A 25811-nucleotide genomic window follows, 5' to 3' on the forward strand; every position below is an offset into this window, starting at 1 on the left:
CCGCCCTCGGGAACGTCGTGTCCCGGCTTAGAAATGCACCGCCGCGCCGAAGCGGAGATACGTCCCAATTATGCCCTGAAAGTAGGTCGCTGTCCCACCTGACGCCGGATAGGGAAAGGGTGCCTTTGCGTTGAACAGATTGTCGACGTCGGCATTGATCGAGAACTGCTTGTTCACTTCATAGCGTAGCGAGAGGTTTACATAGGTGAAGGCACCGACCTTCGGCACCGAGTAGAAATTATAAGCGGTATCAGGATCGACCCGCGCCGACCCGATATAGTTGACCTGCACCTGCCCAAAGAAACCGCCAATGTCATAACGAACCGTGGCAATGCCCTTGTGCCGCGAATAGCCGACCGAATTTCCAGTGTTGGTTGGCGCCGAACCAGCGGTCGCCGCGGTCGAGAGCGTGTCGAGATACTGATAATTGACCGAGAAGCCGATATGGCTCCCCGCGCCGAGGAAATCCGAGCGGGTACGATATTCCACCTCGGCCAGAATACCCTTGTAGCGCAATTGCGCGGAGTTGAAGTAGGACGAACCGACCTGCTTGAGTTGAGCATAGCCGCTCGACGCCGGCGCGGCAGAGAAATCGCGCGTTACGAGCGAGCAGAATTGATTCGCCGGGAACGTTGCGGCGTCATAGCAGGCAGCGACGACTTGCGAGTTGGAATACTGGCTGATCGCATTCTGCAGCTTGATGTCGATATAATCGATCGTCGCGCTGAAGCCCTTGAGAAAACGTGGAGTCACTACCGCGCCGACCGTGAAATTATCCGATTTTTCATTCTGGAGCTTGGGGTTACCGAACACGTAGGTGAAGAACGAGCGCTGGTTCGAAAGCGAGGTGAAATTGGCCGGGACGCCTGCCGCAGCGCAGTTCGCCGCCCGCGTTGCAGGGGCTGGCCCCTGGTTGCGCAAGGACTGGTCGCACACGTCGGTTGCAAAACCAAAGGAGCTCGAGGTTGGATTGAACGCTTCGGTGATCGAGGGCGCGCGGACCGCGCGGGTATAGGCCCCCCGAAACGCGATATCTGGAAGCGGGGCATACCGACCTTGGACGGTATAGGTCGGATCGTTCCCGGCGATCGAATTCCAAATATAGCGACCGGCGGTCTGGATCGACAGTTGATGCACAAAAGGCACGGCATTCGACGGCGAGATCAGATCGGCGTTGAGTTCGCCAAAAATCTCGTTGGTGTGATACGCCCCGTAGACCGGCTGGATCGGCACCGAGCGGCCGTAGAACAGGTCGATCGGATCGCCATTCTGGTCGAAATCGCCGGGATAAAGGTCGGTCGTGGCGCCCTGATAAAAAGCGCCGGGTTTAAACCGCGAGTTTTCCGCGCGATGCTCGTACCCCAGCGCAAAAGCCAAATCCCCGCCCGGGAGCTTGAGCAGCGGGCCCGCGATCGATACCACGCCGTCATACTGGTTGTTGATGTTTTCCGGCGTTGCAATGGTGGTGATATAATCCTTTGCGGCCTGCGAGACCTGGCCGCCAAACGGATTGATCGGGGCACAGGTCGCGCTGACGGTTGCGATCGGCGAGTTGACAGCACCCGGCGCGCACGTGATCTGCCCACCTGACGATACCGCGTTGATCGCGTTGAGGAAGTTTTGCTCGTTGAGCTCGGGATTGCGGCTAGTCACATGCGACCGGCCGTAATTGATATACCCCTCGAAGCGCCACGGCCGCGCCTGCAAGATCGTCACCTCTCCATCGAAACCCGCGACTCCGCGAACGACTTCCGATTTGCCGGTGGACACGCCAGACGACAGATCGACGTTAGCCCGGCCAAGGTAGAAATAATTCTGCGTCGGGCTGTCACTGAACGGGTTGGTCTGGATCGAATTGATGATCGCGGTACGCGCCGAAGGGGTGAGGTAAGGGTTGTTGATCGAGACGATCAGATTCCCGTCGCGCGAACCGCCGCCAGCGAAAAGCGCAGAATTGTAGACAGGCTGACTGGCAAGGTTGCGGCCCTGACTGACGCTGTACCAGCCTTCGGCAAAGAAACGCAGATTGCTCGAGATGTCGTACGAAAATTCCGCATTGGCACTGTAGCGCTTGATATCGGTGACCAGATTCTCGACGTCACGCAACGAAAAGCCGTTACCGCCCGAACTGAAGATCGAGGTGCCGCCCGAACCCACGACCGTACCAAAATCGATCGGGACGAGATTGCCCTGCTGGTCGAACTTCAGCTGCTGGCCCGCAGCGTTAGTGATGCCGACATTGAGGTTTGGCGCGCCGATATAGGCAGACGATTGTGCGCCCGGAGCCGTGCTGATGAAATCGGTGACGAGCGGGATGCCATAAGGCGAAATTGAGGGGATGCGCTCGTTCGCATAGATGGGCTGTGGGCCCGACCCCGAGGGCGCGACGTCAAACCGGTCGTCCGATGCGGTCTGCGCTCGGTCGGTGAACAGCAACCCCTTTGACACGTTATATTCGCCCGACACGGTGATGTTTCCGCGCCCCTCGGCGAAATTCTTGCCGGCCAGGAAACGAATGCGATTGTCGGGCGCGTCCCCTCTCGACGAAATGCCCGTTTGCCCGTCGATGTCGAAGCCTTGGTAGTTCCGCTTTAGAATGATGTTGATCGTGCCTGCTATGGCATCCGAGCCGTAGATCGGCGCGCCGATCGCAGCGACCGTCTCGACCTTATCGATGAGCTTGGTCGGGATCACGTTGAGGTCGACCTGGTTTCCACCCGAGCCGGTCGGACCGAAGATCGAGGACGTATTACCCGACACGAAGCGGCGGCCGTTAACGAGCGTGAGCGTACGCTGTGATCCCAACCCGAGAAAATTGACGAAGCTCTGTCCTGCCCCGAAGCCTGATTGGTTGAATCCGACAGGGGATGCGCCCGGCACGCCAAATGCTGGTTGCTCATTCAGCGCCTGTGCCACGGTCTGATACCCGCGCGCATCGAGGTCCTGCGACGTGATGGTCTGCAACGGCGAAGCGGTTTCGGTGCCGCGCCGCGCTATGCGCGACCCGGTGACGACGATCTCACGGTCGGTGTCAGAATCAGGGGCCGTATCGGACGACACCACCGGAGCCGGCGCAGTTTGGGCAAACGCGGGCGCCCCGACATACGATAGAGCGATAAGGGACGCGGACAAGGCAAGCTTAGCCCGCCCCTGCGAGGCACCTGGAAACATAAAAATCCCCTTGTTTATCAGTTCGACTTTATGTGCGGCCCTTTTTAGAGCTCGCCTCATTCTCCCGCCTATCCGCTCTTTTGCAACACCACTGACACATATGAACTCGAATTTAGTTTTTTATTTGTATCGGGGATTCGGTCTTGGTGTTGCGCAAACATCGAGTAGATTTGACTTTGGGCACCATCGCCTTATTTTCGTTTTTTTATCATATACTTAAGCAGATCGACAAGCGCTTGCGCAACATCTGATTACGGTCGCATTAGCGTGGAGCAGAGCTTCCATTTCGGCAATCCGACCAAAGCGAGGGATTTGATAGATGTTGCCCTCTGGCGAAAAAACCGGGGTGTACGTCTGAGATCGCGCGTTGAGTGAGATTCGAAGCCGCTAAAATGGTTCGATACGGAATGGCTTTGGCGGGCGGCCAACGGTCAAATATCCTTCTTGATCCGCTAGGCGGCGTGGACAAATTTGAGCCAGTTCCTGGCGGCGGCGATATGGAATCATGCTGAGGAAGCTTTCGGCGAGTTGGTCGTGGCGAGTGGCGATGGCGGGGTTGATTTTGAGGCGGCCGAAGAAGCGTTCGATATGATTGCGTTTCTCATAGAGCGACCGGCCGTCTTCGATCTTGATCCGGCGATTTGATCGGCCCGGGATGACGGGCTGGATGTTGCGGCGCGCAAGGTCGGCTCGGATGGCGTCGGCGTCATAGCCCTTCTCCGCCAGGAGCGCTTTTGGCGCCTTCTCCGGCAGGGCGATCAGCGTTTCATAGGCCTTGCAATCGGCCGCTTCGCCGACCGGCAGGTGGAAGGCAAGCGGTTGTCCTCGGGCATCTGCCAGACAGGGAAACTTACTGGTGAACCCGCTCCGTGAGCGGCCAAGCGCGCGTCGATGAGCTCCCCTTTTCTGCTCGCTGCCGAGACGTGGGCGCGAATGGTGGTACTATGGATACTGTAATGGCCGCTGTCCGCCATCATCTCGGCCAGCGTGACCGAAACGGCCTCCCAGACCCCGGCCTCGCTCCGGAGCCGAAACCGGCGGTAGATCGTGTTCCAGTTGCCGTATTTGGGCGGCACTTCGCGCCAAGGCGCGCCGCAGCGCAGCCGCCAGAGGATGCGGTTGATGATCGACCGGTTCTCTTCGGGCGGTCGCCCAGGCCCACGGCTCGCCGAACCAATCGGCAGCAAGCCTCTAAAAACATACCATTTAGCTTTGCTCAACACGCGTCAGCTCAACCCCGCCTACAATAGGAAGCCTTGAATCAACCACCGAATCTCGCGTCACATCCGTAAAGGCGGGTTCAACTTCATCCGCCTCGTGCTGCAAGCCGTCAGCCATATGGACGTCGAACACCGGCTCGATCCAAAATGGCTCGCGACGCTCGACCGGATGGTGCGCCAAGCGCGCGCCGCTGGGCTTTCAGTGTTCATCAACGAATATGATTTCACCGCCTGTTCGGACGACCCCGGCGGCTGTCTGCCAAAGCTTACGGCCTTTTGCCAGCAGATCGGCACACGCTTCAAAGACGCGCCGGACAGCATGCTGTTCGAACTGCTCAACGAACCGCACGGCAAGCTTGACGCGACGCAGTGGAACCTGGTGCTCACCCAGATCATCCCCGTGGTGCGCGCCACCAACCCCAGGCGCAAGTGGTGGTTGGCCCGACCAACTGGAACAGTCTGGCCAAACTCGTCGAGCTCAGGCTCCCCGCCGAAGATCGCAACATTCTCGTGACGTTCCATTATTAGGAGCCGTTCCGCTTCACCCATCAGGGCGCATCCTGGACCGGCAACCGAACGCTCGACGACATTTCGCTCACAGCTGCCGACGAAACGCGGATCGGGACCGATCTTGACACTGTCGCGGCGTGGAGCAAGGCCAATGCGCGGCCGGTACTGCTCGGCGAATTCGGCGCGTTCGACAAAAGCGGCACACCGGTCGCCGATCGTGCGCGCTACACCGCGACGGTCCGCCGCGACGCCGAGGCGCATGGCTTTTCTTGGGCCTCTTGGCAATTCGACAGTGATTTCATCGTCTTTGACATAGATCATGATCGCTGGGTCGAGCCGATCCGCCATGCGCTGACCGGCGCGCCTTAAGCCTCGGGGCGGTTATAGTCAGCTCATCACTTCTCAGTCCCGTACGGATGCGCGACCTAATCGACGATGATCCGCGTCCGACGCTGGCCAAGGTAAGATGCCCGATCCTCGCACCGAACGGCTCCAAGGGCGACCAAGTGCTAGCACAGGAAGATCTTCCGGCGATCCGCGCGGCAATCATGGCCAATCCCGATGTCATGCTCGTTAAATTGCCCGACCTCGATCACAGTTCAAAATAGCGAGGACGGCTACCCGCCTATTTGCCGATCCTGGCTGCGCTATGGGCGGTCCTTCTCTAAAGCGCGCCTCGTTTTCTTAATGCAGTAAAAGAGGCGCACGCATAACAAGGTTTATGGAAGCTGGCGGCAAAACGCTTACAATGTCAGAATGTTATACCGCTTCAATCTGCTCTCAGACGGCTCACCTCTCCCCGACGAGGAAGGGATCGAGCTTCCCAACCTTGAGACCGCATGCTTCCGCGCAATGCGGATCGCACGCGAAATTATCGGAGAAGAGGCAAAGATCGGCATGATCCCGCTAGGTTGGTCAATCGAGATCGCGGATGACGCAGGCACAGTCGTAGCGACGACAATTTTTGCCGACGTAGTGACGATTTACTGAAAAAATATCCCAAGGTTGGACAATGGATGGCTCTAATTTTACGGCTTCTGTTTAATAATTTAGCAGCAGAAAATGATAAAATCGGGTTTTTCTAAGTTAAAATTCTGCAGTACCTCTAAATTAAGCGCCTTTGTTTGTTTTGTTTTCCGAGCGATACCAATCCACGTAATCTCAACTCGGTTGGCGTTTCGCCATCGCAAAAAATATCGTCGTGAAAATTGCGCAAACATCATTCAGTCGTTTGATGCTGGTATTCGCAACAATGCGATCCGCAGCAACACCAGCGGTGTGGATAGGCGTCCATCCACATGCCCTAAGCACCGGAGTTCATTCATCAGTCGTGCACTTTATTCTCCTGAAGGGGCCGGTGTCGGTGCAGTATGGCTCGACTCTCATTGCTCGGAGCGTCGAGCGGGAAATATCCAGTTTCCCTCCCAGCCTAAGCACTGATTGTGAATCCGGTAGATGTGAGGAGGAGCATAGCGAAGCGCGTGACAGTGATCTTTGGGGCGACTGGTGTGGTTTCGATCTGCGGCTGACTGTCGTTCAAGGGACGGAACGGTCTGGATCAAGCCGCGCAACCGCTTATACCACTACGATTGAGGCCGGCACGCCCGCGACTGAGGAGGGCGCCACCCAGACATCGAATACCCCCGGCTCGGCGAAGCGGCGATAGTCGCGATGGACAAAGGCCAAATCCGCCCGCGTCAGCCTGAACGCCACGCGCGCACTCTGCCCGGGATCAAGGTCGAGATGGCGAATGCCCTTCAGCGCGCGGACCGGCTGGGTAAGGCTTGCGACCTTGTCGTGAATATACAGCTGCGCGACCTCGTGCAGTCGCCGCTTGCCCGTGTTGGTGACCGTCGCCGAGACAAGGATCGCGCTGTCGCCGGCAAGGTTCGTCGCGCTAACCGCGGTGCTGGAATAACGGGCGGTCGCGTAGCTCAACCCGTGCCCGAACGGGTAGAGCGCTGCGTTCGTCACGTCGCGGTAGCGCGCTTTCCATGTCGGATCCGCGCCGAGTTGCGGGCGGCCGGTGGTGCGATGGTCGTAGAAGAAGGGCTCCTGCCCCGATGCCTGCGGGAAGCTAACCGGCAGGCGGCCCTGCGGCGCGACGGCGCCGAACACGATATCGGCCATCGCATGGCCCGTTTCGGAGCCGAGGAACCAGGTCGCCAGGATCGCCGGCGCCCCGCGCACCGCGCCGCTCAGCGCGAGGGCGCGGCCATGCCGCAGCAGCACGATGACGGGTTTGCCAGTTGCGGCTACCGCTTCTGCCAGCACGCGTTGCGGCTCGGGGATCGTCACCTCGACCCGCGCCTGCGCCTCGCCCGACATGCGCGCACTCTCGCCGATCACCAGCACGGCCACGTCCGACGCCTCCGCGGCCGCGACCGCCTCCTCGATCCCGCCCGCGAGCGGCGCCTCATAATCGGCGCCGCGCGCCACGCGCAGCGTTGCCCCCGGCGCAAGTGCCGCGCGAAACCCCTCTTCCGGTGTGACGCACGACGCGAAATCGGGAAAACTCGCCCAGGGTCCCGGCATATCGCCCTTGTCGGACACGCATGGTCCGATCAGCGCAATCTTCGCCGACGTCGCCAGCGGTAGCAGATCACCTTCATTCTTGAGCAGCACGATCGACTTGCCCGCCGCCTCGCGCGCCAGAGCGATCGCCTCCGGCAGGCGCACGTCGCGCTGCTCGCGCGCGAGATCGAGCGAGCGATAGGGATTGTCGAACAGCCCGAGCGCCTGCTTGACGCGGAGCACGCGCCGCACCGCGGTATCGACCGTCGCCAGCGTGACCTTTCCCGATCGTACCAGCGCGGGCAGATGCGTGTTGTACAGCCCGCTCTGCATCGAGATGTCGCATCCGGCGTTGATCGCCTTGGCCGCCGCATCGGCGCCATCGGCGGCGAAACCGTGGAGGATCATCTCTTCGTCCGATGTGTAATCGGACACGACCAGCCCCTTATACCCCCATTCGCCGCGCAATATGTCGGTGAGAAGATAGCGGTTGCCGGTCGAAGGAACCCCGGCCACGTCGTTGAAGCTCGCCATCGTCGACAGCGCGCCGGCGTCGAACGCGGCCTTGAACGGTGGCAGATGCGTCTCGCGCAGTGTCGTCTCGGGGATGTCGGCGGTGTTGTAGTCCATGCCGCCCAGCACCGCGCCGTAGCCGGCGAAATGCTTCGGGCAGGCCAGCACGCAATCCTCTGCCGTCAGATCGTCGCCTTGGAATCCGCGCACGCGCGCCGCGGCGAACTGCGCGCCGAGCCAGCTATCCTCACCCGCGCCCTCGACGACGCGGCCCCAGCGCTGATCGCGCGCGACGTCGACCATTGGCGCGAAGATCCAGTGGATTCCCTTGGCGCTCGCCTCGACCGCCGCCGCGCGCGCGGTCCGCCGGGCGAGCTCGGGATCGAAACTCGCCGCTTCGCCGAGCGGCACGGGAAACGTCGTTTTCATCCCGTGGATCACATCGCCCGCGAAGATCAGCGGAATCTTGCGCGGCCCCTGCTCAACCGCGACTCGCTGGAGTTCGCGCCCCGCGGCGACGCCGATGCCGTTGTACAGCCCTGTCATCCGCCCCGCGGCGATCTCGCGCTTCACTGTGTCCATGCTCTGCGCGACGAGCCCGGGATTGACCGGCGGCCCGTCGATCCGTGCGGGATCGCTGAAGATGCTGAGCTGTCCGGCCTTCTCCTCGAGGCTCATTGCGGCGATGAGGCGCTCGATCCGCGCATCGCGCATAAGACCGACACGCGCGATCGCGGGCGAAAGCATGATCGAGATCGCCGATACGGACGCGCCCTTGAGCAGCGTGCGGCGCGAAACAAGGCTCGTCACTGGTCATCCTCTCCTGTGCCGTCGCGAATTGCCGTGGCGTCTCGGACGCGACGCATTTTCCGCTTGGCGAATGCGCATGAAACCGGTTACTGGGCAAGTCTTGGAACCGGTTACCCGGCCCGTCAGAGGCCGGTTCGGGGTTCCGTCCAGCACCTCGCTGGGGCAGGAAAAGACGGGTGTATCGCACGGGTTTCGGCCCGCAGGGTCGCGCGACATTCCGTCCCGCGCTGCTGCCGACGGCCCCCGCGCACGTGGCCGATCCGCTGACGAACGAGAACATAACGAGGCTGGCATCCGCCTCGAATTAGGGGAGACGACATGAACACGCTGATCAAGGCGAGCCTGAAGGTGGCGCTTGCGACTACCGCCCTCGTCACCGGGACGCTTCTGCTCAGCGCGCCCGCGATGGCGCAGACGACATCGACCGTGCGCGGGCATATCGACGGTGCGACCGCGGGCGCGACCGTCACGCTTACCGATCTCGGCACCGGCCATGTCGAAACGGTCAAGGCCGACGCCAAGGGCGACTATATTCTGGTCGGCCTGCCGCCGAGCACGTATCGCGTGGCCTCGGGCAGTCGCTTGGCCGAAGTCGTCGTGCCGCTCGGCCAGGCGATCACCGCCGATCTCGCCGCACCCGCACCGGCCGCTGCCGGCGGTGGCAACGATATAGTCGTTACCGGATCGCGCGCGCGCGACGTGCGCACCGCGACTGTCGGCGCCAACATCTCGCGCTTCCAGCTCGAGAATTTGCCTAATGGCGACCGCAACTTCCTCAACTTCGCAGCGCTCGCGCCCGGCGTCACCGTTTCGCCCCCGACTCTCGGCGGCAAGGCGCGCCAGGTCCAGGCGGGCGGGATCAATTCGGACAATACCAACACCTTCATCGACGGCATCAGCATCAAGAATTTGGTGAACCACGGCGGGACGGTTGGGCAAAATCTGTCGTCGGGCAACCCATTCCCGGCGTCGGCGGTCGATCAGTTCGACGTCCAGACACAGAACTTCAAGGCCGAGTTCGAGCAGGCCGGCTCGGCGGTGATCTCGTCGATCACCAAGACCGGCGGCAACACGTTCCACGGCGAGATCTTCGGCGAATGGCAGCCCAAGGCGTTCATCAGCCGGAACTATGACGATCGCCCGGGCAAGCGCAACAACGCTACCGCACCGTACGCAGCGAAACCCGATTTCGACACCAAATATTACGGCGCCAATCTCGGCGGCCCGATCATCAAGGACAAGCTGACCTTCTTCGTCGATTTCGAAGGCACGAGTAAGACCTTCGGCGCGAACGACATCAACGTCTATAACGGTACGTTCCTGTCGGCCCTGCCAGCGGCCGCGCAGACCTATGCCCAAAGCGCCCGGTCGCAGTATAACGGGAGCTTCCCCGCGACCTTCGACGAAAAGCTCTATTTCGGGAAGCTGACGTTCTACGCGACCGCGCGCGATACGATCAACGTCAGTGCGTTCATCCGCAAGGAATCGAACCTCCAGATCAATGGCGGAGCGACGACGATCGACGCTTCGACCAACAATCGCAACGACGAGCACCGGTATCAGCTGACGTGGAACCATCGTGGCGAAGGCTGGCTCAACGAATTCATTTTCGCGCGCGACGCCGCCGCCAACGGCGCGATCCCCAACGTCACGGGCCCGTCGAGCGTCGTGACCTTTAACAACGGCGCGACGACGGGCGCTGCGGCGCGGGCGCCCAATATCGGCGATACCAGGGTGTTGATCCTCGGCGGCACCAACTTTACGCAGGACGACAACCAATATCAGACGCTGTTTAAGGACAACGTCACCTTCTTCGGCGGGGCGCACACCATCAAGGCCGGCGTGAAGGTCAACTTCACCAAGTTGCAGCGGCTCGAAGATAATAATAGCGCCGGCACCTATTTCTACGATGCCAACACCTTCGTCGGCCTCGGCAATGCAAACACCGGCGCGCCCTATGCCGCGACGATCAACACCGCGGCGGTCAAGCCGGTCACCGCGAACAACACCGAGATTGGCGGCTTCGTCCAGGACGATTGGCGGCCGAACGACCATTGGTTGATCAGCGGCGGCCTGCGTTGGGACTATGAGTCCAACGCGGTTAACAACAACTATGTCACGCCGGCCGCGATCGCTACCGCCCTGCGCGCCTATCCCGGCTGGAAGGCGGCGGGGATCAACCCCGACGATTACATCTCTACCGGCAACAATCGGAAGCCGTTCCTCGGCGCGTTCCAGCCGCGCTTCGGGATTTCCTATGATGTGAAAGGCGATCGCGATCTCGTGTTCGTTCTCGGCGGCGGACGCTATTATAACCGCTCACTGTTCATCGATTCGGCGATCGAGACCATCAAGAATCAGTATGAATCGGTCGTCACGATCAACACGCCGCCGAATTGCACGCTAGGAACGGCGCGCTGCGTAGCGACGATCCCGACCAACGTCGACCAGTTGCGCACGCTCGCCGCGATGCAGGGCGGCGAGGTCCATGTGCTCAACAACCGGACGCGGATGCCCTATTCGGATCAGGTCAATTTCGCGGTGAAGAAGCGCCTGGGCGTGGTCAACACCTCGATCACTTTCGCCTATATCAAGTCGCACAACATCTATCAGGAAGTGATCGGCAACCGCAATCCGGACGGATCGTACAGCCCGGGCGGCAACCCGGTCTATTCTTATAACGGCGTGCCCTATGCCGCGGGGATCTTCTACGGCACCGCCGCGATCAACACCGCGCCGCTGCCCGGCTATGGCGCGGTCTTCATCGGCAACAGCGACGGCAAGGCGCATTATGCCGCGGTCTATCTCCAGGCCGACAAGCCTTATACCGAGGCGTCGGGCTGGGGCTTCAGCACGACGCTGACGATCTCGAGCTCGCGCTCGAACGATACGCGCAACGGCGCCTCGATCGGCGATCCTTTCAACTTCGACGCGCCAACGATCGGCGCGCAGGGGTATGGCGATTCGAGCGGGCTCGAGCGCTGGCGCTTCGTCGCGACCGGCACCGTCAAGCTGCCGCTCAACATCCGCGCGACGGGCTTTGCAACGATCTCGTCGGGCCCGTCCTATGGCGGTGCGCTTTGCGGCATCCCGACCACCGCGCCCGGCGGCGGCGGCTGCTACACGACCAATTTCGGCATCTATCAGCCGGGTGGAATCGGCTACAAGAACATCGACTTCAACATCGCGAAGACGTTCAAGATGCCCTATGCGCACGGGCATGCGCTGACCGTCTATTTCCAGGCGCTCAACGCGTTCGACTTCGTCAACCGCAACTATTCGACGTTCGGCGGCGGTTTGCAGACGCTCAACGGCGCTGGCCCGACACGCAATCCTGACACTGGCTCGGTCGCGAGCCAGGGGCGCAACTTCAAGATCGGCGCTAAGTACACGTTCTAAGGGCGAGCGCCCTGGGGAAACTCGGGGCGCTGCTTGCTACGCTGCGAGCCAGCCGCCGGTGAAGCCCGCGCGCTGCAGCCCGAGCCGGATCGGCGCCGAGCGGCGCATCAGCCGCCAGATCATGCCGTCGCGCGCATTCGCGATCGCGCCGAGGATCGGTCCTTGGTCGATCCCGAGATAGTTCTCCGACACCCATCCCCGCACCGGATCGACCGCCCCGCGTTGGATCGGCTTTTCAGGGGTGCAAAAGCTCGGGTTGAACGCGTCGTAAAAGCCGTAGCGGCCGTAGAGCCGATCGCCCTGCTGCTTGTGCAGCGCCAGCGTCGCCGGCACCACAATCTCGGGCGCAAAGGCGAGCGAGCCGATCGCCGCGGTCGGCGCGATCGTGCCGTCGTCGAAACCGTCGGGCTCGCCGACCGGCCCCCGCGCCGAATAGGAGCGGTAATAGGTGATGTGCCCGTTGACGTCATATTGCACGTCGGCCGGGCCGGCGGACGCGGTCAGCCCCCAGATGTCGCGCGAATAGCCCGCCCAACCCATCGGGTTGCGGATCGCATAATTCCGTTGCGCCCAGGTCGCGCGTCGGCTGTTCTCGAAATAATCCATCCCCGCTGCGCGCATCGCGGCGTCGCGGATGCCGCGAAAGTCGATCCACATCTGGCTGTATTGGTGGCCGAACATCGGCGCAAAGGCGAGCCGCCGCGTCGCGCCGCTGCCGCGCCAGCACTTCGCGTAGGGCCCACACCACGCCGCCCAGGCATCGGGGCCAACCGCGTGCGTGGGCGATCCCAGCGCGAGCAGATTGACCATCATGCCCTCGTTATAGCCGTCCCAGTTGCGCGCGATGAAGCCGACGCCGGGGTGCCAGCCCATCGACAGCACCGCCTGCCCGCGCCGGAACCACTCCCAATCCGCCCGCGCATAGATCGCTCGGGCAAGCCGGCCGATCTCGCGTTCGTCGGGATGGTCCTGATCATAATATTCGGCGGCGAACAGCATGCCGAGGAACAGTATCGTGCTGTCGACCGACGACAGTTCAACATCGCGGAAGCGCAGCCCGCTATCCATGTGGAGGAAGTGGTAGAAGAAGCCGCGGAAACCCACGACGCCGGACGTTCCATCGCCCTGCGGCGCCTGATCGAAGAAGCGCAGCGTCGCAAGCGTGCGCTCGCGCGCGGCGGCGCGGGCGATCCAACCACGCTCGACCCCGATCGGATAGGCGGTCAGCGCGAAGCCGACCGCGGCGACGCTGCAGAATTCGGGATTGGGCCAGGCGTCGGGCACCAGCCCGTTTGCCGGATTGCCCGTCTCCCAGAACCAGCGGAAGGTACGCTCCTCGATATCGTCAAACAGGGCCGGAAGCTTGACCCGATGCGCCCCCCCTCCCGGCCGCGTGCGCGCCAGCGCCGAGGCGCGCCCCCCCGACGTGACTACAGCGGCGGCAAGAAGCGAGGTGGCGCTGAACGAACGGCGATCAATCACAGGGCTCTCCGATCCGTGCAGATTGCTGCATCGGGTGCACCGCGTGTAACCGGTTACAAAAGACGGTCAAGGGAATTGCCGCTCGGTTGGGGGAGGCGTGCTACCGGGCGTCGGATGACCGATTTGGAGACCAGCGCACCGCAGCTTTCCTGGAATACGCGGCTGCGTTTTGCCTCGGGCGATTTCGCGTGTAATCCCTATTAGCAGAGCTCGAGCCTGTTCCTCTTTTTCTACTACACCGATGTGCTCCACCTCGCGCCGGAGGTCTCAGGCGTGATCTATATGATCGGTTCGGTGCGGGACGGGATCGCCGACCTGCTGACCGGTATCTGGGCAGAGCGCGGTCGGCCAGCTTATGCGCGCGTGGTCGGCTATGGCGCGATTCCGCTCTGGCTCGCCTTCCCGCTCCCCTACTTCGCGCCGCCCTTCCACGGCATAGCGTTCGTTCTCGGCCTGCTCGTTGCGCAGATCGCGTTTCGCTCGCTCTATGCGCTGGTCAACATCTCCTATGCCGCGTGGAGCGTGTGGATCAGTAGGGACAGCCGCGACCGTGCCGCGATCGCAGGCTTGCGCATGCTCTTTGGCACTTTCGCCGAGGTCGTCGTCTCGGTGTCAACCGAGCGCATTTTGCTCGCGGTTTCTTGCGATGCGACCAGCACGCCGAGCTTCCTCACAGCGGCTTCCGGCTTCGCGGTGATTGCGACGCCGCTCCTGATCCACGGTGCGCGCCGCTCGCCGCAGGGGGCCGACGGGCGCGCTGTTGCGACATCGACGCCCATAGGGCTAGGTCTCGTCGCGATCGCCTCGACGACGCTGTCGCTCTCGACGCCATACTACTTCACCTATGTCGTACGCAATCAAATCGCCGGCACCACCGCGCTCGCGCTGATGGGAATCACCGGCAGCGTGTTCGTGCCACTCTGGATGCTGTCGCGTCACCAAACCGGCAGCCGTTCGCTGTGGTTCGGAGCAACTGCGCTGGCGGTTGCGGGCAGCATCGTATTCGCGCTGACCGACACGGGTGCGGCGTGTCGTGCCGACCTGTTCCTGGTAACGGTGCAGGCAGCGCTTGCCGCCTTCCGTTTCGTGTTCTGGGCGATGCTGCCCGACACCGTCGAATATGGCGAACTCCACGGCGGCGTGCGGGTCGGAGCCTTGTCGTTCGGGGTCGCGCCCTTGCTTCAGAAGGTCTCGATCGGCGCGGCGACCGCGATTATCGGATTTGCCTATTCCGCGACCGGCGATGCGCCGCAAGTGACGCAGTCGGCCGTCGTAATTACCGACATCCGCTGGATCATGGTCGCGGCGCCAATCCTCGACCGTCTGCTCTCGGTGCTAGCGATGGCCGCCAACCCGCTCCGTCGCGACATGCATCGTCAAATCCTGGCGAAGCTGGCGGAGCGCGCGGCCGCTACGCCGCCAACGTAAAGCGACCCGACACGCCGGCCACCTCCGCCGAAGGCGCGATCCAAACCTGGAAAGCGCCGGGCTCGACTGTTGGATTCATCTCGGTGCCGATGAAGGTCAAATCGGCGCGGCGAAGCGTGAAACTGACCTTCTGCGTTGCACCAGGCGCGAGCGCCACACGCCGATAGGCTTTGAGCTGGCGAACCGGGCGGGTGATGCTGGCAGTGACGTCATGGACGTAGAGCTGGACGACTTCGTCCACCGCGACTTTGCCGCTGTTGCTGACCATCGCCGAAACCGTCAGCGAGCCATCCGCCGCCAGCGTGCCGCCGTTGCTCATCTCCAACCCTACATAGTTGATCTGCCCATAGGTCAGGCCATGTCCAAACGGGAATAAGGCCGTATTGGGAATGCCGCGATAATGCGCCTTGAACGGCTGGAGCGGACCACCGGGGTTTGGCCGGCCGGTCGCCTTGTGCGCATAGTAATAGGGCGCCTGCCCCGTCGCGCGCGGGAAGCTAACCGGCAGCCGCCCTGACGGGCTGAAGCGCCCGAACAGGAGATCGGCGATCGCCGGCCCGCCTTCCGATCCGAGGAACCACGTCACCAGGATCGCGGGTGCCGCGAGCACCGCCCCGTCGAGCGCCAGCGCCCGGCCGTTCTTGAGCAAAACCACGATCGGCTTGCCCGTCGCGGCCAAGGCTTCGGCGAGCGCGCGCTGCGCTGCGGGCACCACGATCTCGGTACGCGCCTGCGCCTCGCCCGACATGTCCTGGCTCTCGCCGATCGCGAGCACTACGACATCCGCCGCCTGTGCCGCCGCGACCGCCGCGGCGATTCCGCCGTCGAGCGGCACATCGACGCCCGAGCCCGGCGTCACGCTAATCTCAGCCCGCGGACCGGCTTGCGCCCGCACGCCCGTCGCGAGATCGATCGCATCGGCATCGGATCCATAGACGTTCCACGGCCCGATCAGATCATGCTGTCCCGCTGCGAACGGGCCGATCAGTGCGATCTTGCGGTTCTGCGGCAGCGGCAGTAGCGCGTCATCGTTCTTAATCAGGACGATCGACCGCCGCGCCGCGTCGCGCGCCACCGCTCGATTGGCGGGCGTGCCAATCAGCGTCGCCTCGCGCCTTGCATCGATCCGGCGGAACGGATCGGCGAACAGGCCGAGCGCCACCTTCACGCGCAACACGCGGCGAACCGCCTGATCGAGCCGCGCCATTGGCACTGCGCCCGAGCCCACCAGATCGGGGAGATATTTAAGGTAGAGCGCGCTTTGCATGCTGATGTCGACACCCGCCAGAAAGGCGAGCCGGGTCGCGTCGCGCTCGTCTGCGGCAAAGCCATGCGCGATCAATTCCATATCGCCGGTATAATCGGAGATGGTCAGCCCCCCGAAGCCCCATTGATTGCGCAGCACCTCGGTCATCAACCAATGGTTGGCGGTCGCGGGAATGCCCGCCACTTCGTTGAATGCCGCCATCACCGACAGCGCGCCGGCATCGAGCGCTGCCGCGAACGGCGGAAAATAGACGTCGCGCAGGCTTCGCTCGGAAATATCGACCGAATTGTAATCGAGTCCCCCCTCGCCCGCGCCATAGGCCGCGAAATGCTTGGCGCAGGCCATCACTGCGTCGTTCTCGGTCAGCGCGCTGCCCTGGAAGCCGCTCACCCGCGCGCGCGCCATATCGCAGCCGAGCAGCACGTCCTCGCCTGCACCCTCGACCCCGCGCCCCCAGCGCGCGTCGCGCGCTATGTCGACCATCGGCGCGAACGTCCAGTCGATCCCGGCGGCCGATGCCTCGACCGCCGCGACGCGTGCGGTGCGCTCGGCCAACGCCGGATCGAAGCTAGACGCTTCGCCGAGCGGCACCGGAAAAACCGTGCGGAAGCCGTGGATCACGTCGGCTGCAAAGATCAGCGGGATCTTGAGCCGACTGCTCATCGCCGCCTGCTGCATCGCAAACGCCATCTTCGCGCCATTGCCGTTGAACACGCCGGTCAGTCGGCCCGCCTTGGAATCGGCAAGCTGCCCCTCGTAGCCGCCGGTCGGGGCGATCGGATTGAGCTTGCTCGCAGCGCCGCCGGCCCACGCCGCCGCCATCAGCGTCAGTTGTCCGGCCTTTTCCTCGAGCGTCATCTGCCCGACCAGCGCTTCGACCGCCGGCGGCAGCGCCCCTTCGCTGTGCGCCGCGAGCATGGAGCGCGCCGGACTGGTGCGCCACATCAGCGCCGCTGCGCTGCCGAGCATCAGGCTCCGTCGCGAGACCTGTATCGTGTTCACACTATCCTCCCCGGTTTTGGCGAGGCTATCGCAAATGTAACCGGTTACAGCAAGAGCCTTGCCGAGGTACCGCTTTCGTGGTGCAAGCAGGGCTGAAAACAACAGCCGGAAAACCTTTGCTTTATGGCGCATGCCACAATCCGTGATGTCGCTCAGGCGGCGAACGTTTCGATCGCCACGGTTTCGCGCGCGTTGAACGGCCACGGAAATGTGCGCGCCGCGCTGCGCGAGCACGTCCAGTCGGTCGCGGCCGCGCTCGGCTACGTGCCGCACACCGGCGCGCGCAGCCTAAGCTTGGCGCGCACCAACGCGATCGGGGTGATGTTGCCCGACCTTCACGGCGAATTCTATTCGGAAGCGCTGCGCGGCATCGATGCCGAGGCTTCCGCGCGCGGGTTGCAGCTGCTGCTATCGAACATGCACGGCGATCAGCGCGGGACCGAGACTTTGCGCTTCATGCGCGGGCGCGTCGACGCCCTGATCATCATGGCGCCCGATATCGACCCCGAGCGCCTGCTCTCCCATATTCCGGCGAGTTTACCGACGGTCCTGATCAGCTGTCCCGACATCGCGGCGGACCATCCGCAGTTCCGCATCGACAATGTCGCCGCTGCCGATGCGATGGTCGAGCATCTGGTCGCGTCCGGGCGGCGGCGCATCGTCCACCTCTCTGGCCCGCGCGGCAACCGCGATGCCGAGGAGCGCATCGCAGGCTATCGGGCCGCGATGACACGCCACGGCCTCAGCCCGCGCGTCCTGACGGGCGATTTTGATGAGGAATCGGGGACTGCTGCCGCGCAGGAGCTACTCAGAGAAGCCGAGGGGCCCGATGCGCTGTTCGCGGCGAATGACATGATGGCGATCGGCGCGCTCGTCGTTTTTCAGCGCGCCGGGCTTAGCGTGCCCGACGACATCGCCGTCGCGGGGTTCGACGATATCCCGCTCGCCCGCTTCGTCACTCCGGCCCTCACCACGATGCGGGTGGGGATTGCGGAGATTGGCGCTGAGGCGGTGGCGCGCGCCGCGGCGATTCTCGTCGGCGGAAACGACACCGAGATTCGCTGGGTCGCGCCGCAGATCAGGCAGCGCGCGAGCACGATCAGCGGTACTGCCGACACGCCGCCGGACCGACGCAGCACGGCATCTCCTGACGGCCAATAGACCAAGGTCCCATGGACCGAATCTCGTCGCCGAAAACCCCATTTGGGCGTCCGAATGGCTCTGTCAGACCAACGAGTCGTTCGCGACCGTGGCCCAATGAGCCGCAAATCGAGGGCCCTGCCCCCCAGCCCGTTCCGCCGCTTCAACTCGTCACCCGAGTGATCCGCGTGGTCGTTATAATGTATGTCCGTGTGTGGGCGCCCCGTCGGATACAAGGGGGTATTCGAGAGATTTGATCGCGCAGGTTTAGGTGCTTCCGTGTGTCCGGCCTACTGATGCAGCCATCATCACTGCTGGCCTGTATGGAGATCGCGGATTGGGTCCAGACCGGTTCTGCGCGCTCGAGGCGCTTGGACATTGCACTGGTTTTCCTAACCCCGTCTTCTGACCGTTGCGCCATACCTCTCTACTGACCTTCCTTGCGTCCCTGACGCCTCAAGCCTTGGCGGTCACACCGCCGCGGCCGGAGCTCTGTAAGACCCGCCATGCGCCATCAGCGCCCAAACGGTCCTCGCCATCTTATTCGCCAGTGCGACGGTGACCAGCATGCGAGGCTTGCGCGCTAGCATGCCGGCCAACCATGCCCCGGCCTTGTCTGGATCGCGCGCCGCGACCTTGGTTGTTGAACTCGCGCCTAAGATCAGCAGCCGTCGCAGGCTGCGCTCGCCCATTTTCGTCGTACGCCCCAGCCGCTCCTTGCCGCCGCTGGAGTGCTGTCGTGGGACGAGCCCCAGCCAGGCCGCGAAGTCGCGCCCGCGTCGAAAGGTGCTGGCCGCCGGCGCCAGCACTACCAGCGCGGTCGCGATCACCGGGCCAACACCGGGTATCGTCATCAGCCGCTTTGCCACGGGATCAGCGATGCGACATTCTATGCCTGGCGCAAGAAATACGCCGGTTTGATGCCATCGGAGATGCGGCGATTACGCCAGCTCGAGGATGAGAATGCGAAGCTCAAGCGGTTGGTGGCGGACCTGCGTCTCGACAAGGCGATGTTGCAGGATGTCGTCTCGCGAAAGCTCTGATGCCTGATCGGCGGCGTCAGCTCGTCGACGACATCCGGGGCATATGGTCCGTCAGTATCCGACGGGCGTGCAGCGTGCTTCGGGCGGAGCGATCGAGCTACCACTATCGTGGACGCCGCGCGGATCAGGCCGACCTGAAGAAGCGGATGCAGGAGATCGCTGAAACGCGCGTGCGTTACGGCTATCGCCGGATCCATGTGCTGCTCCGGCGGGAGGGTTGGGACGTGAATGCGAAGCGTGTTTATCGGCTTTACAAGGAGTTGGGGCTGCAGCTGCGACAAAAGCCACCGAAGCGCATGGTGAAAGCGAAGCTGAGAGAAGGACGCTGCGCGGCGTCGTGTTCGAATGAAGTATGGGCCATGGACTCCGTCCATGACCAACTCGCCACGGGATCGAAGCTGCGCATCTTGACGGTGATCGACACGTTCAGCCGGTTCTCGCCAGCAGTAGTGCCACGGTTCAGCTTCCGGGCGACTGACGTGATCGCCGTGCTTGACCGGGTCTGCGGTGAGGACGGCTATCCAGCCTCGATCCGGGTGGATCAGGGCAGCGAGTTCATCTCCCGAGACCTCGACCTGAAGGCGTACATGCGGGGTGTCGTACTGGACTTCTCGCGGCCTGGCACGCCGACGGACAATGCGTTCATCGAGAGCTTCAACGGCAAGTTCCGGGCGGAGTGCCTGACCAGCACTGGTTCATGAGCCTCGACGACGCGGTCGGAAAATGCGAGACTTGGCGTAGAGACTATAACGAGGTGCGACCACATAGCGCGATCGGCAATAAGCCGCCGATATCGCTGGTGAACCGGTTAGCGGCAAATGGCCCGCCCTGGCCGGCAGGAACTGGATGACGCCCAGCCGGGTGGTCCAGGGATGGGTAGCAGCTCATACGAACACCAAAGCTAAGTTATCAGTGGCCTGAAAATGGGGAGCAGGTCATCTTGATCCAGACTCTCATAGTCGATGGACCACTCAGAAGGGGGCAGGTCACCCCCGTCAAAATCATTCACAAGTGACCCGATCGGGATTCATGTGTGCTAACGAGATGATCCAACACGGCTTGGTGCAGGGGGATGCCAAAGCGAATTCCGGCTTTTCCCTTATGGCACCAGCTGACTATTCCTTCGATCGCTACCAAGCCATGAAGCGTCACCCAAATCTTTTGGCCCGCCTTGAGCGAACTATCGCCGACGCAGCAACCCCGTCGAGAAAGATCTAGCAACTCCACCGGTCGCGCCCTTCCGTGTCGCTCGCGAACGCTGAGTCCAATTGAAATTGCTATTCGACGCTCATGCCGGTGTTCTATCCAAGAAGGCTCTAACACAAGATCGTTGCGACGGCCGGTGCTGCCAGGGTACTTGAAGATCATAAGACGAGTTATTTCGGATCTTGCAGTTTAGAAGTATCTCGACGCTCACTGGAACGACGCTCTGGCCCCGCATACCCAGGATTGGTGACCATTCGTCGGTCAGAGACGCGACGGTTTTGATGAATTTTTTTATCTTCACGCTCCATCACTTCAATTCCCTTTAAAAAATATCATTCTAAGAGTAAATCTATTAAAAATCTCTTGCCATTATTCTGTTAATGAAAACTTCAGCCTGCTTTTACTCTCACTTACAAACGGCGGGCCGTTTCCATGCGCTGATGCAGGATGCGGATAATAACGATGCCGTAACTGGTTAGCCGGAAACAGATGACATGCTGCTCGATGATACGCCGCCGATATCTGCTCACGCCGATCTTCCCGGGTCGCCCAGCAGGCGCCGTCGTGTTGCTCGGCATGGTGGCCTACTTAACCCGAGTGGTACGCGCGCCGCTCACGGCCGTCTTCATCATCAGCGAAGCCACCGCCAGCCTTGGGATGATCGTTCCGCTGTTCGCAGCGGCGCTGATTCCTGCCGGGGTCAGCGCGCTGGTCTCACAAGAGCGTCTTTATCACGGTCTGGCAAAGCGCTTTTGACGGCCGGGAAAACCCACGCCTCTGTCGAAGAATAAAGCATCCCGTGACCCGCCACTTACGTTCGCAAAACAGTGTTGGCTGCTTTCGCTTGACGCGCGTTCTGACAAATCTCGCTGGGCACCGCCGGCCAGCGTTACGCGGAGCGCAAGGTGATCAGCGCGCATGGCAATCAACTGCGCAATCCTTGGCGTGGGTATTCTCCAGGCGGCGACATCGGGATGTGGGTGGGGGAACTATGCTCTGCGTCCGGCATGAGTACACAGGTGGCAAGCCGATCAAGGCGATCGCGCGGGTTCTTTGACTGTCGCGCAAAGTCGTGGACAAGGCGATCCGGGCGCCGGAAGGTTCGTTCGACCGTCATCACTCGGTGCCGCCGTTGCCGTGGATCAAACCGTTCCAAAAATTTTCGTCCGTGCACCGCCTTCACCGAACGCTCAAGTGCAAGCGGCACCGCCTCGTTCTACATCATGCGACCGTGCAAGTTGGCGATGATCACGATGGTCCCCGCGACCATCAGAATGATGATCAGCGTCGAAAACAAGATCAGCAACAGGTCGTCGCGCGACGATCGTCTGAGGCTGACGTGCAGGAAACACCGGAGGTGGACGATCATCTGGACCAGCGCGAGGCTGGATACGAGAGCCAGCGTCGTGCGCGCCGGGAAGCGCGGCCAGTGCACCGCGGCAAATGCCCCGCCTGTCAGCGCGAGCGCCAGCGCATAGCCAATCACAAAGGTCTGGATTTCGCGACGTTTCTCCCGGCGGGGATCGGCTTGCGGCGCGGTCATCGGATCAGCCCCTGCAGATAGACGACCGAGAAAAGCGCGATCCAGACGATATCGAGGAAGTGCCAGAACAGCCCGAGCCGCAGCAGGTTGATCTTCACCCGCGCATCGCGCCCGAAGATCCGTACCTGCACCATCATCACGATCAGCCACAGGCAGCCGGCCAGCACGTGCAGGCCGTGCAGCGGGACGAGGGCGAAGAACGACGATAGAAACCCGCTGCGCATCGGCACCGCGCCATCGCGGATCATCGTCGCGAAATCGTGGAGTTCGAGGCCAAGGAAAGCGAGGCCGAGGAGCAGCGTGGCGGCAAGCCAGCCCAGCAGCACTCGGGTCGACGCGCCGTGCTTCATCGCGATCGAGCCCATGCCGAAGGTGAAGCTGCTCGTCAGCAGGATGACCGTCTCGGCGAAGGTCGGGCCGATCTTGTACGCGCTGGCAGCGGTCGGCCCGCCGACGGTCGCGCCGAGCATCGTGCCATAGACCGCGAACAGCAGCGCGAAGATGACCGCGTCGCTCATCAGGAATATCCAGAAGCCGAATATGTCGGGTTCCGCTTTGTCGTGCGTTTCCTGGTCGGTGGCGCCGAGATTGATGCCGGCGTGCCGCATGTCGCCGGCGCTCATGCCGTCACCTCGGCGAGGCCGTGATTGGCCGGAGTCGTCTCATGATGTCGGGAGATCGGTCGTGCCGCTGCGATCGCGTGGTGCCAGCGGTCCTCGATCCGCGCGACATCGGCGGCAGGAACGATGCGCTCGACGTCGCGGATGAAGCTGCGGGCGATCACGGTGGCGATGATCCCAGCGAGGCACAGCAGCGCCAGCCACCAGATGTGCCACACCAGACCGAACGCGAGCGCCGCCCCGAGGATACCCGTGGCGGGGCCGACCACGCTGTTGCGCGGGACGCCGATATCCTCATACGCGGCTGGGACTGCGTAGCCATCGCCGTCACGCTTGCCGTCGTAGAATGGGTCGCGGCTATTGACCACCGGGATCACCGCGTAATTATACTCTGGCGGCGGTGCGGACGTCGACCATTCGAGCCCGCGCCCGTCCCAAGGATCGCCAGCGAATACGCGGTTGTCGTCCCGCTCGCGGATGCTGACCCACAGCTGCACGAACAACGAGGTCAGCGCCGCCAGCAGGATCAGCGCACCAAAACCGGCGACGTAGAGCCAGGGACGAAACGCCGGTTCGAAGAACGCTTGGCTCCGCCGCGCCGCGCCGCCCGCGCCGAGCACGTACAGCGGCATGAAGGCGAGATAGAAACCGACGACCCAACAGCCGAACGCGATCCGTCCCCATTTCTCGTTCAGGCGGAACCCAAACGCCTTGGGAAACCAGTAATGCGTAGCCGCCAGCATGCCATACAGCAGGCCCGGAATGAGCATGTTGTGGAAGTGCGCGACGAGGAACAGCGTGTTGTGGACGAGGTAATCGAGCGGCGGAAACGCGAGCAGGATACCGGTGAACCCGCCGAGCACGAAGGTCATCATGAACGCGATCGAGTAGAGCATCGGTACGGTGAAGCGCACCTCGCCGCGGAACATCGTCCAGATCCAGTCGTAGATCTTGACGCCGGTCGGCACGCCGATCGTCATTGTCGCGATCCCGAACACCGCGTTCAAATTTGCGCTCTGCCCCATGGTGAAGAAGTGATGGACCCAGACGGTGAACGACAGCACCGCGATCGCCATCGTCGCCAGCACCAGTGAGGTGTAGCCGTACAATTCCTTCGACGAAAAGGTCGACACCACCTCGGAATAGACGCCGAAGGCGGGCAGGATCAGGATATAAACCTCGGGATGACCGAACAGCCAGAACAGGTTGGCATAGTTCATCATGTTGCCGCCGAGGTCGTTCGTGAAGAAGTGAAACCCCAGATAGCGATCGAGCGCGAGCAGCGCGGTCGCCACGGTCAGGGGCGGCATCGCGAAAATCATCAGAATCGACGTGCACAGCGTCGTCCAGCAGAACAACGGCATCCGCATCAGCGTCATGCCGGGGCAGCGCAGCTTGTAGATCGTCACCGCGAAATTGAGCCCCGACAGCGTCGAGGCGATCGATCCCAGCGTCACTGCCCAGATCCAGTAATCCGGACCGACATCGGGGCTGAAGGCAAGTTCGGTATAGGGCGGGTACCCGGTCCAGCCGCCCGTCGAGAAGCGCCCGATCACCAACGAGACCATCATCAGCCCCGCCGCCCCGCCGGTGAGCCATAGGCTGATCGAATTGAGCAGCGGAAACGCCACGTCGCGCGCGCCGATCTGGAGCGGCGTGACGTAGTTGATAATGCCGGTCAGGAACGGCATCGCCATGAAGAATATCATGATGCTGCCATGCGTGCTGAACAGCTGCGCGAAGTGATCGGGTTCGACAAAGCCGGGCGCGTTGACCGCCGCCGCCTGCTGCATCCGCATTAGCACCGCCTCCGCCAGCGCGCGCGCGAGCATGACGAAGGCGAGCACGACATACATGACGCCGATTCTCTTGTGGTCGAGGCTGGTCAGCCACTCATGCCACAGATAGCCCCATTTTCCGGTCACGGTGATGAACGTTATCACGCTTGCCGCACCGAGCACGACCATCATTGCCGCCCCTGCCCCGATGATCTCGTTGACGGTCGGGTTTTGCCACGCGCGGACGAACGCCAGCGCGTTCCAGGTGAAGCGGCCGAGCAAAGTTGGCCAGATGCCGTCGGTCATCGTGTCTTTTCCGGGATTTGCGAGACAATACGCGAGAACAGGTCGGACGGCGTGGAGGCGTAAAATAGCGGCCGGGCGATCACGGATCGCTTGGCGAGCCGGGCATAATGCGCGGCGTCGAGCGGCTGACCGTTTGCGCGAACGCGGTCCATCCATTGCCGATAATCGGCGGTCGGACGCGCAACGACGGCAAACTTTTGATTCTGGAAACCGGCGCCGTTGAACTGCGTGTTCTCACCGCGAAAAATGCCCGGTCGGCTTGCCGCGAAGTTCAGCTGCGTCGTCATGCCGGCCATCGCATAGATCTGGCCGGCGAGCTGCGGCACCATCAGCGACTGCATCACGGTCCCGCTCGTCAGGGTGATATGGACGGGTCTGCCGACCGGAATATCGAGTTCGTTGACGGTCGCGATCCGCGCGTCGGGGTAGATGAACAGCCATTTCCAGTCGAGCGCGACCGCCTGTATCTCGAGCGGAGGCTGTGCCGATGGGATCGCGCGATAGGGATCGAGCGCGTGCGTGTACGTCCACAAGACGATCGCCAGCCCGATCACGATACCCACCGGCGGGAGCCAGATCAGCGCCTCGATCCACCAGGAGAAGTCCCATTTCGGCTTGAACGCGCTGTTCTTGTTCGACAGCCGGTAATGCCACGCCATGATCGGCGTCAGCAGCAACACAGGGCCGGCGACGAACACAAGCACCGCGCCGACGATAAGATACAAATGCCACTGGCTCGCCGCGATGGGCCCGGCATGGCCGACCACGCCGAGCCTGAGCACGTCGCAACCCGATAGCAGCACGGGCGCGAGGCAAGCGGTTGCGCGTCGCCAGGGTATCGCCTTCACGCGATCCATCC

At 62.4% G+C, this 25811-nt stretch carries 17 protein-coding genes and 4 pseudogenes; 9 read left to right on the plus strand and 12 right to left on the minus strand.

Going from position 1 to position 25811, the window contains the following annotated elements:
• Window positions 1–27: 27 nt before the first annotated feature.
• From E2E30_RS12780 to E2E30_RS20925, 3 genes and pseudogenes are all read right to left on the minus strand, one after another.
• On the minus strand, window positions 28–3060 hold the full coding sequence (locus tag E2E30_RS12780) for a TonB-dependent receptor domain-containing protein (RefSeq protein WP_165954513.1): 3033 nt from the start codon (window positions 3058–3060) through the stop codon (window positions 28–30).
• 498 nt (window positions 3061–3558) lie between these two features.
• Window positions 3559–4032 (minus strand): annotated as a pseudogene (locus E2E30_RS21245) (transposase); the annotation flags it as partial.
• Window positions 3930–4394, minus strand: a complete 465-nt coding sequence (locus tag E2E30_RS20925) for a transposase (RefSeq protein WP_133190385.1) — start codon at window positions 4392–4394, stop codon at window positions 3930–3932. The gene E2E30_RS20925 and the pseudogene E2E30_RS21245, both read right to left, overlap by 103 nt.
• Before the next feature lie 94 nt (window positions 4395–4488).
• Here E2E30_RS20925 and E2E30_RS21060 point away from each other — a divergent pair, with 94 nt between their 5' ends.
• The 4 genes from E2E30_RS21060 to E2E30_RS12805 all read left to right on the plus strand — a co-directional run bounded on the left by E2E30_RS21060 (window position 4489) and on the right by E2E30_RS12805 (window position 5891).
• Window positions 4489–4905 carry a cellulase family glycosylhydrolase gene (locus tag E2E30_RS21060; protein ID WP_240698924.1) on the plus strand — a complete coding sequence of 139 codons (417 nt, stop codon included), beginning with the start codon at window positions 4489–4491 and terminating at the stop codon, window positions 4903–4905.
• A 104-nt stretch (window positions 4906–5009) separates the two neighbouring features.
• Complete coding sequence (locus E2E30_RS21190) at window positions 5010–5270, plus strand: hypothetical protein (RefSeq protein WP_335925470.1); 261 nt, start codon at window positions 5010–5012, stop codon at window positions 5268–5270.
• A 47-nt stretch (window positions 5271–5317) separates the two neighbouring features.
• Window positions 5318–5509, plus strand: a complete 192-nt coding sequence (locus E2E30_RS12800) for a hypothetical protein (RefSeq protein ID WP_133190387.1) — start codon at window positions 5318–5320, stop codon at window positions 5507–5509.
• Window positions 5510–5657: 148 nt separating this feature from the next.
• Entirely contained in the window at window positions 5658–5891 is a 234-nt protein-coding gene (locus E2E30_RS12805; protein WP_133190389.1) for a DUF6894 family protein, read from the plus strand.
• A gap of 585 nt (window positions 5892–6476) precedes the next feature.
• Here the strand turns inward: E2E30_RS12805 and E2E30_RS12810 are convergent.
• Window positions 6477–8675, minus strand: a complete 2199-nt coding sequence (locus tag E2E30_RS12810) for a glycoside hydrolase family 3 N-terminal domain-containing protein (RefSeq protein ID WP_443018406.1) — start codon at window positions 8673–8675, stop codon at window positions 6477–6479.
• A gap of 381 nt (window positions 8676–9056) precedes the next feature.
• Between E2E30_RS12810 and E2E30_RS12815 the strand changes: the two genes are divergently transcribed.
• Window positions 9057–12137: a TonB-dependent receptor gene (locus tag E2E30_RS12815; protein WP_133190393.1), complete on the plus strand. Its 3081-nt coding sequence runs from the start codon at window positions 9057–9059 to the stop codon at window positions 12135–12137.
• A 36-nt stretch (window positions 12138–12173) separates the two neighbouring features.
• Here E2E30_RS12815 and E2E30_RS12820 read toward each other — a convergent pair whose 3' ends face one another.
• Window positions 12174–13619: a glucoamylase family protein gene (locus tag E2E30_RS12820; protein ID WP_133190395.1), complete on the minus strand. Its 1446-nt coding sequence runs from the start codon at window positions 13617–13619 to the stop codon at window positions 12174–12176.
• 216 nt (window positions 13620–13835) lie between these two features.
• Here E2E30_RS12820 and E2E30_RS12825 point away from each other — a divergent pair, with 216 nt between their 5' ends.
• Window positions 13836–15047 carry an MFS transporter gene (locus E2E30_RS12825; RefSeq protein ID WP_272482952.1) on the plus strand — a complete coding sequence of 404 codons (1212 nt, stop codon included), beginning with the start codon at window positions 13836–13838 and terminating at the stop codon, window positions 15045–15047.
• On the opposite strand, the gene E2E30_RS12830 is transcribed toward E2E30_RS12825, so the two are convergent.
• Window positions 15031–17259 (minus strand): glycoside hydrolase family 3 N-terminal domain-containing protein, encoded by a 2229-nt coding sequence (locus E2E30_RS12830; RefSeq protein ID WP_133192083.1) that lies wholly within the window; start codon window positions 17257–17259, stop codon window positions 15031–15033. The two genes, E2E30_RS12825 and E2E30_RS12830, sit on opposite strands and share 17 nt — an antisense overlap.
• Before the next feature lie 180 nt (window positions 17260–17439).
• Between E2E30_RS12830 and E2E30_RS12835 the strand changes: the two genes are divergently transcribed.
• Window positions 17440–18477 (plus strand): LacI family DNA-binding transcriptional regulator, encoded by a 1038-nt coding sequence (locus tag E2E30_RS12835; protein WP_133190399.1) that lies wholly within the window; start codon window positions 17440–17442, stop codon window positions 18475–18477.
• Between the two features lie 449 nt (window positions 18478–18926).
• Here E2E30_RS12835 and E2E30_RS12840 read toward each other — a convergent pair.
• Window positions 18927–19331 (minus strand): annotated as a pseudogene (locus tag E2E30_RS12840) (transposase); the annotation flags it as partial.
• Between E2E30_RS12840 and E2E30_RS12845 the strand changes: the two are divergent.
• Window positions 19326–20349, plus strand: a pseudogene (locus E2E30_RS12845) (IS3 family transposase); the annotation flags it as partial. The pseudogenes E2E30_RS12840 and E2E30_RS12845 sit on opposite strands and share 6 nt — an antisense overlap.
• 155 nt (window positions 20350–20504) lie before the next feature.
• Here E2E30_RS12845 and E2E30_RS21250 read toward each other — a convergent pair.
• Complete coding sequence (locus tag E2E30_RS21250) at window positions 20505–20867, minus strand: PilZ domain-containing protein (RefSeq protein WP_133190401.1); 363 nt, start codon at window positions 20865–20867, stop codon at window positions 20505–20507.
• 360 nt (window positions 20868–21227) lie between these two features.
• On the opposite strand from E2E30_RS21250, the pseudogene E2E30_RS12860 reads away from it, so the two are divergent.
• Window positions 21228–21461, plus strand: a pseudogene (locus E2E30_RS12860) (chloride channel protein); the annotation flags it as partial.
• Window positions 21462–21921: 460 nt separating this feature from the next.
• Here the strand turns inward: E2E30_RS12860 and E2E30_RS12865 are convergent.
• The 4 genes from E2E30_RS12865 to E2E30_RS12880 are packed head-to-tail and all read right to left on the minus strand — an operon-like array spanning window position 21922 to window position 25809.
• Window positions 21922–22248, minus strand: coding sequence for a cytochrome o ubiquinol oxidase subunit IV (locus E2E30_RS12865; RefSeq protein ID WP_133190405.1), 327 nt, complete (start codon window positions 22246–22248; stop codon window positions 21922–21924).
• Window positions 22245–22871, minus strand: a complete 627-nt coding sequence (locus E2E30_RS12870; RefSeq protein WP_133190407.1) for a cytochrome c oxidase subunit 3 — start codon at window positions 22869–22871, stop codon at window positions 22245–22247. The genes E2E30_RS12865 and E2E30_RS12870 overlap by 4 nt, the downstream gene beginning before the upstream one ends.
• Complete coding sequence (locus E2E30_RS12875) at window positions 22868–24952, minus strand: cbb3-type cytochrome c oxidase subunit I (protein ID WP_133190409.1); 2085 nt, start codon at window positions 24950–24952, stop codon at window positions 22868–22870. The genes E2E30_RS12870 and E2E30_RS12875 overlap by 4 nt, the downstream gene beginning before the upstream one ends.
• Window positions 24949–25809, minus strand: coding sequence for a COX aromatic rich motif-containing protein (locus E2E30_RS12880; protein WP_133190411.1), 861 nt, complete (start codon window positions 25807–25809; stop codon window positions 24949–24951). The genes E2E30_RS12875 and E2E30_RS12880 overlap by 4 nt, the downstream gene beginning before the upstream one ends.
• Between the last annotated feature and the right edge of the window lie 2 nt (window positions 25810–25811).

This window comes from Sphingomonas sp. AAP5, assembly GCF_004354345.1.
Classification (GTDB): Bacteria; Pseudomonadota; Alphaproteobacteria; order Sphingomonadales; family Sphingomonadaceae; genus Sphingomonas; species Sphingomonas glacialis.